The sequence below is a fragment of the Vibrio sp. OPT46 genome (assembly GCF_015163535.1).
GTDB classification, from domain to species: domain Bacteria; phylum Pseudomonadota; class Gammaproteobacteria; order Enterobacterales; family Vibrionaceae; genus Vibrio; species Vibrio alginolyticus.
Window position 1 is genome coordinate 19640 of the sequence record NZ_JADDYG010000308.1, and the last position, 8788, is coordinate 28427.

Here is an 8788-nt window from a genome sequence, read left to right on the forward strand (position 1 = left end):
GCCACGAGCGAGTAGCATGAGTAGCAAAGGAATGACAATGTAGTATTGTTCTTCAACGCCCAAGCTCCATGTGTGGAACAGCGGGTTGGCTTGATCTTCTAAACCGAAGTAATTGTGGCCTTTCAAATACAGAAGAATGTTGGATGAAGAGAGAATGGAAGACACTGCAAATTGACCAACGTCTTTGTGTGCTTGCGGCAAAAATAGCCACCAAGACATCAAATAGCTGACGGCGATCACCACCAGTAAGAGGGGGAGTATGCGACGAATGCGTCGCTCATAAAAATCACCAAGGCTGAACTTCTGGTTTTCTAAGTCGTTAATCACGATGGTGGTGATCAAATAGCCGCTGATCACAAAAAACACGTCGACGCCAATAAAGCCACCAGCGAATTGCTCAACTCCTGCATGAAACAAAATCACCAACGTGACAGCAATCGCCCTTAATCCGTCTACTTCTGCTCTGTAAGTCATATCGTGTTGCTCCAACATTCCGTTTAATGAAGTAGAGCAAAATATGAACCAGAAATAATGTTTATTTAAATCAGTGCCTTAAAGTGATTGTCAAAATGAAAATGCTAGGTGGGTTAACGAATTCCCAAATTGAATTTCAATATGGAAACCCCATAAAGAATGATCTTAAGAAGCGCTAAATCAAAGAACGTAAAGCGCGAGGCACTTAGACTTCATTGAAAATGATTACGCTAAAGAAACGATGACAGAGAATACGATTCAGGAAAAAATTGCCAGCTTTACTTGTATCGAAGAGGCTTTGAATTACTTCGACATCGAGTTTGATAGCCGATTTATCGAAAACAATCGAACCGAGTTGGTTAAGAGGTTTCACGGCTACTTAATCCTCACTAAACCGGATGATTGGTTTTCAGGTCGTCGTGCTTTAAAGAATGCTTACTGTAAAGTACAACGCAGTTTGCTCAGTAAAAAGACGCGCTCTGCGTGTCGAGGTTGTACATCTTGTCAAAGACGTTAATTCTGATGGCTTGCCTAAAAAGAACCCTGCATCTTGGCGTTACAGGGGGAAGAGCAAGGTTCTTTTGGTTTCGCTATTGGTTTGTCGCGAGTTGCGAATCAGCTTTACGTAGATGAATTAACCCGCGTGGTACGCAGGGTAGTCCACTAAGCCTTTTTCACCGCCGCCGAACAATGTGGCAGGGTCATGTTCTGCCAGTGGATAGCCATGCTTGATGCGGCTTGGTAAGTCGGGGTTTGCAACAAACGGACGGCCAAAGCCAATCATGTCAGCTAAACCACTTTCGATCGCGTGTTGCGCCTTTTCATCGTTGTAACGACCGGCATAAATCAGTGTACCTTTGTACGCCTCACGAACTGCGGTTTTAAAGTTGTGCGGAGTGTCTGGCGCGTCGTCCCAATCTACTTCTGCAATGTGAATGTAAACCACATTGAGTTTATCAAGCAGCGCTGCAGCGGCGGTGTAGGTTTCGACTGGCGTACTATCAACGGTGCCATTTAACGAAGTGAATGGCGCAAGACGAACACCAACACGCTCAGCTCCAATGGCTTGCGTCATCGCTTCTATCACTTCACCAAGAAAACGCAGACGGTTTTCAATAGAGCCACCGTATTCATCGGTGCGGTTATTCGCTTCAGAATCGATAAACTGGTTAACCAAGTAGCCATTCGCTGCATGAAGCTCGATACCATCGAATCCGGCTTCTATCGCGTTTAGTGCGGCTTGGCGGTACTCTTCAATAACGTTCTTGATGTCTTGTTTGGTCATTTCACGTGGCTCAACCACGTCGACAAAGCCCGGTTCGTCTGTGCCGTTATCGACAAATACTTTCACGTTTTCTGCTTTTAGCGCAGAAGAAGAAATAGGTTGCTCACCGCCAATGTTATCAGGGTGAGTCACACGACCAACGTGCCACAATTGCGCGAAGATAGTGCCGCCTTTCTCGTGCACTGCATCAGTTACTTTTTTCCAGCCAGCAATTTGCTCTGGGCTGTAAATGCCTGGTGTCCATGCATAGCCTTGACCCATTGGCGAAATTTGTGTGCCTTCAGCAACGATTAGGCCCGCTTCAGCACGTTGAGCATAGTAGGTCGCCATCATGTCGTTAGCGATATTACCTGGTTGAGAAGCACGAGAACGCGTCATCGGAGGCATAACGATACGGCTTTTTAATGAGAGAGAGCCAAGTTGAATGGGTTGAAATAATGCGTCTGTCATAGGAAACCTCGTTATTTTTGAGTTTGGATGAGCTCGATTTGGTAACCATCGGGATCTTTAATGAACGCGATGTGAGTTTCTCCGCCTTTCATTGGACCTGGCTCGCGAGTAACGTTGCCACCAAGCGCTTTAATTTTTTCGCAAGCGGCGTAAATATCTTTAGACCCCAGTGCCATGTGTCCGAATGCGTTACCCAAGTCGTAACTGTCGGTGTCCCAGTTATAAGTTAGCTCGATGGTCGCGCCATCTGGTTGATCAGTGTTACCAACAAACACCAGTGAGTAACGGTATTCTTGGTTTTCAAAACGATCCAAAACACTCATTCCCAGAACTTTTGTATAAAATTCGATAGATTTGTCTAGGTCAGCTACACGGATCATCGTGTGGAGAAACTTCATAAGTCGCCTTTTCATAACGTTGCGTAATCACTATGCAAACCATATCGCCACTCTAAATAAACTGGAAATTATCGTTAATTATTAAAATGATTATTTAGTGTTATGAAAAGCGAAGTTGCTGGCCCTGCAACATGCAAACAAAGATTACTCGCCGTTTCTTTTTAATTGTTGGCATATGCTAATTACTCTTTTGAGAAACCGAGTAACTATCATGTCCACAAACAGCTACTGTCATTACACTCACGAATCTCATTATCAATGTGCGGTTTGTTCTTCAATTAATGTGAATCCGAACTCTTTGGCCGTGAACTACCAATACCTAGCCGATGGCTCTGTTGTCGGAGAGTTTCACGTTTTACCGCGTCATCAAGGTTACACAGACCTGTTACATGGTGGTATTGCCAGTTCGCTTCTCGATGGTGCAATGACGCATTGTTTGTTATCTAGAGACATTCAAGCCCTTACGGCGCAGTTGGATGTGCGCTACCATGCACCTATTAAGTTAGATGATCGAGTCACGATTACTGCACACTGTGAAGGTGAACGACGCGGTATATATCAACTGGTGGCTCAATTACGGGTCAATAGCGAAGTTAGAGTGACGGCTAAAGGGAAGTTTATTCGTCCTAAAAAGGCATAAATAAAAACGTGTTCTACGGAGAGGCAATGAAGAAATTTGATGAGCTGTATGCAATTGCGACGAGAAAATCCCAATATGACCAAACCAATACTTGGTTTAAAGGCGTAGAGACTTATCTGGAGGCCATTGGCAAAGAAGTTGATGAAGTCCGCGAAGAGATTCGTGAGGATCGCCTTTGTCATTTGGAAGACGAGTTAGGCGATGTGTTGTGGAACTATCTTAACGTATTAAAAGCGCTGGAAAGAGAAAAGGGTATAGATCCTGAGAAAGTACTCGAAAGAGCCTGCAACAAATACGATCAGCGTGTATCTGCGATTGAGTCGGGACGCAGTTGGGATGAGATAAAACAGCAGCAGAAACAAGCCTTGAACGCAGAGCATGAAGCCGCGCAGTTAGAAGATGTAAAGAGCCAATAACTGCGCTTGGTATTGAAAGGATAGGTTAATAGAGAATACCTAGTCAGCCCTTGGAGCTGTTGACCAACAGTAGGTCACAAGGTGGTTGATCAAGTAACGTGTCTACAGTGCTGCCAGACCAAAATTGAGATGACATGCTTCGTTTACATGCCCCCATAATCAAAATCGCTGCTTGTGATTGCTTAACTGCTTTTGGTAACGCCGTTTCAGGGTTTCCTTCCGGTAATAGTAATGGAACTCGCGTTAACTTTTGCGCAGTAATAAAATCTGTAATGCCTGTTTTTTGATTGCTTAATATCTCTGCACGATAGCGAGAGAGGTATGGTGCGACGTATCGGCAGTAAACGAGCGTCATTTTCCCGCTTAAGGTTTGTTCTAATTTTGAGCCTCGCGAGACGATGGCTTTATCTACTATCGACTTTTCATCCCCTCGATGAAGTGGGTCGATTGCACAAAGCATGTTGGCGTGAGAAGGCCATGACCGCTCACTCAGTAGCAACAAGTCGCAATCTTGTTGTGCTAGTTCTGTGAGCATCGTTTGAATCTCGTGTTTGTTAAAGTGTCCCACGAGCAGTAAGTCGGTGTGGTCAACAAGCCGTTTCGCAACTTGCTCAACCCAATGGCTCCCTTTGAAATGCTCGTAAGAGAGCGTTGGTGTTTCAAGCTCTTCTTCTTCGCAAAGTTCGACAATTAATGCGTTTAACTTTAAGGTCCAAGCTTCAAACTCAGCTTGTCTTTTTTCTATATGGTCAGAGTTGAAACTGAGAAAATGAGCGAATGCGTGATCTTCACTTCGGCGATGGTCTTCCACTAAAACCACAATAGGCTGAGCCAACGCTGTCGAAAATTGAATCACTTTACGAAGCACCTTACGACTTGGTAAGGCGGCCTGCTGAGTCAGAAAAAATACAGGTGCCATTGATTACTCCATTATCAAACAAGGCGAATGAGCCTGACACACATTCAAGTCTATACCATGAACTGATGCAGAGGCGTTTTGTTTCTGCGAGCGAAATATAAATTCCGCAATTAAGTCAACTATCGCCTAGAATTTTAACATCAAGAATTCATGCCTTCGGATAGCACATATCGTCAATGCGGCGAATGTGGTAGTGAAAGCTATAGGTAAAAGTAATGATAGATTCCAACCAATTGCAAATTAACCGCAAAGTGCCACATTTGCTTGCTGAGATCATTAAAGCGATAGAATCGACCGAAGACTTGAGCTTTTTGAAAGACTATCAAGAAGCACAGATTGCGAACATTTTGGAATCGGTCAACATTGCTTACCGTAAACGTGTCATAGAAGCAGTGCCGCCTGAGAAGTATTGGACGGTATTAAATTTGCTCCGATACGACACCGCCAAGCACATTCATCAATCACTCAATAAAGAATTACAACATGAACGCTTGGCGTACATAACGGATTCAGAACTGATCATATTTGCGGACTTTCTACCGACCGAATTTGTAGATGAATACCTTATTGATCAAAGTGAAGAGTCTGTCGCGCATATCCAACAAGCATTGTCGTATGAAGACAACAAAGTTGGACGTTATGCCGAGCCTCACTTTCTGGTCGCAAACCCTAAAAACAGCGTAGGAGGCATCAAAACCGAGCTGCTAAAACGCGGGCAAAGTCCAGTGCGGTTGATTATTGTGCGTGATGCAAGTGGTGTGATTGGTACGATAGAGCCGCAAACCCTGTTGCTGCACGAGAATCATATCAAACTTACCGACTTGACCGTAGTTACGCCAATCCTAGAAGATATTCAAACGATTCAAAGTGTCAGCAAACAAGTCTCGATTGATGGTGGAGCACATTGGTTTCCTATCATGGCTGGTGGCAAAATTATGGGCGTCTTGTCGATGGCGACCATCGCGATTACGTTGCGCGAACTCAGCCTACAAGCTGTAGTGGCAGAAAACGTACGAAGCGAAGAAGATTTGTTCACACCATTAAGCGTGGCGACAAGGCTAAGAGCACTTTGGCTGGTGATTAACTTGCTGACCGCTTTTGTTGCCTCTGCCATCATTGGTATTTTTGATAATGTGGTCGAGCAAGTCGTTGCGCTTGCGATCTTAATGCCTGTCGTGGCGAGCATGGGCGGCATCGCGGGTAGCCAAACCTTAGCGGTGGCCATTCGAGGTATCGCACTAAACCACTTGCACCAAAGTAACTTGAAGCTATTGGTGAATAAGGAATTAAAAATCGCCACCATTAATGGTTTAATTATGGGATTGGTGATCGCGGGTGTCGTTTACATGGTGTTTGACTCTTGGCCATTGGCACTTATTATTTGCTGTGCCATTTTCCTCAATAGTTTGGCGGCCGCGGCATCGGGTACGTTGATACCATTCACGTTGAAGAAGTTTAACATTGACCCCGCCGTGGCTGGCTCGGTAGTATTGACGACCGTTACCGATGTCGTCGGTTTCTTTGCGTTCTTAGGCTTAGGTGCCATTTTCTTGATATAGATATTCAATTGACGCGTTAACCATCAGAACCAATCGCATCACTTCCCAACCCATTATTTTGGGCGAGCTTGCTTCGCTCAGCATTCCTCCGTTTTCCATAACCGATGAACACGTCGTTTCGGTTCTTACTTTGTAAATCTCTTCACTGCTCAGTTCTATTCCCCAAATTTCCCACTACCGATCTCGCTTAACGTTAGCATGCCAAATTCCAATTTCAAACGCCAAATGATGCCAATTTTCTTGGCTGTACACGCATTACTTCACTCAAACAAAAAATAAGGAAAAGATTTTGAACAAACTCATCGTATTCACTGGTGGTCCTGGTGCAGGGAAAACTTCGGTAATCGAACAGCTAAAAACACAAGGCTTTATCTGCGCGCCAGAAACCGGCCGTCAAATAATACAAACGCAGGTTGCCAATCACGGTTCAGCATTACCTTGGAATGACAAACAAGCTTTTCGAGACGAAATGATGAAGGTAGAAGTGAGCAATTACCGAGCTTTCAATGTCCACCAAGGGAATGTGTTTTTTGATCGCAGTATTGTGGACGTATATGGCTACAGTAAGTTGGAACAACTGCCAATCTCGCATGAGCTCATCACGCATTGCCAGACGCTTCGTTATCATTCTCAAGTATTCATTTTTCCACCGTGGACGTCGATATTCAGCAACGACGAAGAGCGAAAGCAAGATTTTTCTGAAGCGGTGGCTACGTATCAACAGATGGTCAACGCTTATCACAAATTTGGTTATCAATTGATCGAAGTGCCCAAAATGTCAGTCGAAGACAGAGTAGCGTTTATTCTCGGCTCAGTCATCGAACAAGGCTGAAAGATGATTGATGCAAACAAATGCGTAAGGCTATTGTGAGCACGACAACAATATGCGTAAAGGGAGTTATTTATACTGGATAAAATTCAATAACTTAATTGAGTGTTATGTCTTTTAAATATCTTACCTTATTGCTCGCAACGACGAGCATGAGCAGCTTTGCTGATGTAGGCCTGCCTTCGGGGGATGATTGGTTAAACCATGTGACGAATGGCCTAGCCCCATATTGGATGATGGAAAGCGCGCATGGACAACCTGCGGGGAATTTTCCGACTTTTCGTTGTGATAACGGTGTCATTCTCGACCCACAAAAGCCGTGTGAAGAATTAAACAAAGAGTGGATTAGCCCGCACTTCGATCGCGAATACACCCGCATGAAATCGCGCCAAACTTACGCTTATGGCGTGCTTTTTCATCTTACGGGTGACAAGCAAGCATTAGAGCTGGCAAAGAAAGGGGCTTATTACCTGATTGATCATCTACAAGATGAGAAAAACGGCGGCTTTGTGAGCTTTACGCGTGGTGGAAAACCGGGGATGGAGTGGCAACAACGAACTTCTCAAGACCAAGCTTACGCCTTGGTGGGGTTGGCGATGTACTACTACTTGACGCAAGATCCAAAGGTTGAACAAGCGCTTATCGACCAGCAAGCGTTTATATTTAAACAATACCGACGAAGCGATGATCGCGGTCTGGCTTGGGTTTTGAAAGACGGTGATGGGGAAGGTGCGAAGCAGCAAGAGCTAGTCGCTCAACTTGACCAGATCAATGGCTATCTGTTGTTAACGGCGCCACTTTTACCACCGCCAGCGCAAGCCAAGTGGAAGCAAGATCTGCAATGGCTGACGCAAGTGATGATAGATAACTACCATTCCGTCAAAGAGCAGCGCTTTTATGGCGCGATACACCACAAAGCGGTAATGATGCCAGATGCGAAACACAATGATTTTGGACACACCATCAAGGCGTATTGGATGACGTATCTGACAGGTCAGTTGTTGGAAAATTCAAAGTGGACAGAGTTTGGTTTCAAAGGAATGAAACACACGCTTAAACAAGCGCAATACCAGCAAAACTTTGAGCAAGTCAAAGCGCTCTTCTCTCCAGAATGGCAGGGTAAATGGACGCAAGAGAGCATTCCTGCTTGGCAATCAAGACCGCACAAGCATTACAGCTCGTCTTGGGAATGGGCAGAGCTCGATCAAGCGGCAATGACAGTTTCCCTTATTGATGGTTCGATGAAAGAAACGCTTCAATACACGTTACCCACTTTTATGGACGTATGGGTGGATCATCAGTACGGAGGTGTTGGTCTGAATCCTAAATCAACCAAAGCGTTCCATTGGGGAAATGGTTACCACCAGTTTGAACATGCGTTGGTCGGGTATTTGTACGCGCAACAAATGGCAAAACAGCCCGCCAAGCTTTACTACGCGCGACCAGCAGAGAGCAAAATGCCACTTAATCCATATTACTTTAGCGCAGACGTAAAATCGTTGTCGTCACAAAGTGATGGAGTCACCATCGCGACATTCACCAATATTCGACCTTAGGTTGGTCGATGGTGATGTGTTGGTTAAAGTCCGCGTAAAAGCCAATAAAATCCTCCGACAGCAAGTGCGACTATTAGCTATCTAGGTCTGTCACTAGATAAGCTTCAAGCAATAATGGTGCAGGTAATGCCCACGGGGCTTTTTATTCTATGACAGGTAGAGGATTCAATTTTCAGCGCGATAGGTCCATGAAAACTTAAGTGAGATTCCAATCACGTCGCATAATCTCACTAGTGTCATTGGAAATAAATGAATTGTTTCT

Annotated in this window: 10 protein-coding genes; 6 read left to right on the top strand and 4 right to left on the bottom strand. The window is 44.8% G+C overall.

What is annotated here, in order from left to right; translation table 11 throughout:
• Positions 1 to 474, bottom strand: a 474-nt coding sequence (locus tag IQR33_RS15040) for an acyltransferase family protein (protein ID WP_193843795.1), incomplete at its 3' end; no start/stop codon positions are given.
• A 241-nt stretch (positions 475 to 715) separates the two neighbouring features.
• On the opposite strand from IQR33_RS15040, the gene IQR33_RS15045 reads away from it, so the two are divergent.
• On the top strand, positions 716 to 991 hold the full coding sequence (locus IQR33_RS15045) for a nitrogenase-stabilizing/protective protein NifW (protein ID WP_033906505.1): 276 nt from the start codon (positions 716 to 718) through the stop codon (positions 989 to 991).
• Between the two features lie 117 nt (positions 992 to 1108).
• Here the strand turns inward: IQR33_RS15045 and IQR33_RS15050 are convergent, their stop codons facing one another.
• Both IQR33_RS15050 and gloA read right to left on the bottom strand, forming a co-directional pair.
• Positions 1109 to 2209: an alkene reductase gene (locus IQR33_RS15050; protein ID WP_193837984.1), complete on the bottom strand. Its 1101-nt coding sequence runs from the start codon at positions 2207 to 2209 to the stop codon at positions 1109 to 1111.
• A gap of 11 nt (positions 2210 to 2220) precedes the next feature.
• Complete coding sequence (gloA, locus tag IQR33_RS15055) at positions 2221 to 2607, bottom strand: lactoylglutathione lyase (protein WP_054576023.1); 387 nt, start codon at positions 2605 to 2607, stop codon at positions 2221 to 2223.
• 211 nt (positions 2608 to 2818) lie between these two features.
• Between gloA and IQR33_RS15060 the strand changes: the two genes are divergently transcribed.
• On the top strand, positions 2819 to 3247 hold the full coding sequence (locus tag IQR33_RS15060; RefSeq protein ID WP_054576022.1) for a PaaI family thioesterase: 429 nt from the start codon (positions 2819 to 2821) through the stop codon (positions 3245 to 3247).
• A 26-nt stretch (positions 3248 to 3273) separates the two neighbouring features.
• Positions 3274 to 3663 carry a MazG nucleotide pyrophosphohydrolase domain-containing protein gene (locus IQR33_RS15065; protein ID WP_005376487.1) on the top strand — a complete coding sequence of 130 codons (390 nt, stop codon included), beginning with the start codon at positions 3274 to 3276 and terminating at the stop codon, positions 3661 to 3663.
• 43 nt (positions 3664 to 3706) lie between these two features.
• Here the strand turns inward: IQR33_RS15065 and IQR33_RS15070 are convergent, their stop codons facing one another.
• Entirely contained in the window at positions 3707 to 4582 is an 876-nt protein-coding gene (locus IQR33_RS15070) for a universal stress protein (protein WP_193837985.1), read from the bottom strand.
• 215 nt (positions 4583 to 4797) lie between these two features.
• On the opposite strand from IQR33_RS15070, the gene IQR33_RS15075 reads away from it, so the two are divergent.
• The 3 genes from IQR33_RS15075 to IQR33_RS15085 all read left to right on the top strand — a co-directional run bounded on the left by IQR33_RS15075 (position 4798) and on the right by IQR33_RS15085 (position 8526).
• Positions 4798 to 6141, top strand: coding sequence for a magnesium transporter (locus tag IQR33_RS15075; protein WP_170890121.1), 1344 nt, complete (start codon positions 4798 to 4800; stop codon positions 6139 to 6141).
• Positions 6142 to 6430: 289 nt separating this feature from the next.
• Positions 6431 to 6973, top strand: a complete 543-nt coding sequence (locus IQR33_RS15080) for an AAA family ATPase (RefSeq protein ID WP_193843796.1) — start codon at positions 6431 to 6433, stop codon at positions 6971 to 6973.
• Between the two features lie 107 nt (positions 6974 to 7080).
• Entirely contained in the window at positions 7081 to 8526 is a 1446-nt protein-coding gene (locus IQR33_RS15085) for an N-acylglucosamine 2-epimerase (protein WP_193837986.1), read from the top strand.
• Positions 8527 to 8788 lie beyond the last annotated feature (262 nt).

Bases quoted from the DNA above. Each gene is read 5' to 3' on its own strand.
- IQR33_RS15045 (WP_033906505.1), top strand. From the start codon at position 716: ATGACAGAGAATACGATTCAGGAAAAAATTGCCAGCTTTACTTGTATC.
- IQR33_RS15050 (WP_193837984.1), bottom strand. From the start codon at position 2,209: ATGACAGACGCATTATTTCAACCCATTCAACTTGGCTCTCTCTCATTA.
- gloA (WP_054576023.1), bottom strand. From the start codon at position 2,607: ATGAAGTTTCTCCACACGATGATCCGTGTAGCTGACCTAGACAAATCT.
- IQR33_RS15060 (WP_054576022.1), top strand. From the start codon at position 2,819: ATGTCCACAAACAGCTACTGTCATTACACTCACGAATCTCATTATCAA.
- IQR33_RS15065 (WP_005376487.1), top strand. From the start codon at position 3,274: ATGAAGAAATTTGATGAGCTGTATGCAATTGCGACGAGAAAATCCCAA.
- IQR33_RS15070 (WP_193837985.1), bottom strand. From the start codon at position 4,582: ATGGCACCTGTATTTTTTCTGACTCAGCAGGCCGCCTTACCAAGTCGT.
- IQR33_RS15075 (WP_170890121.1), top strand. From the start codon at position 4,798: ATGATAGATTCCAACCAATTGCAAATTAACCGCAAAGTGCCACATTTG.
- IQR33_RS15085 (WP_193837986.1), top strand. From the start codon at position 7,081: ATGTCTTTTAAATATCTTACCTTATTGCTCGCAACGACGAGCATGAGC.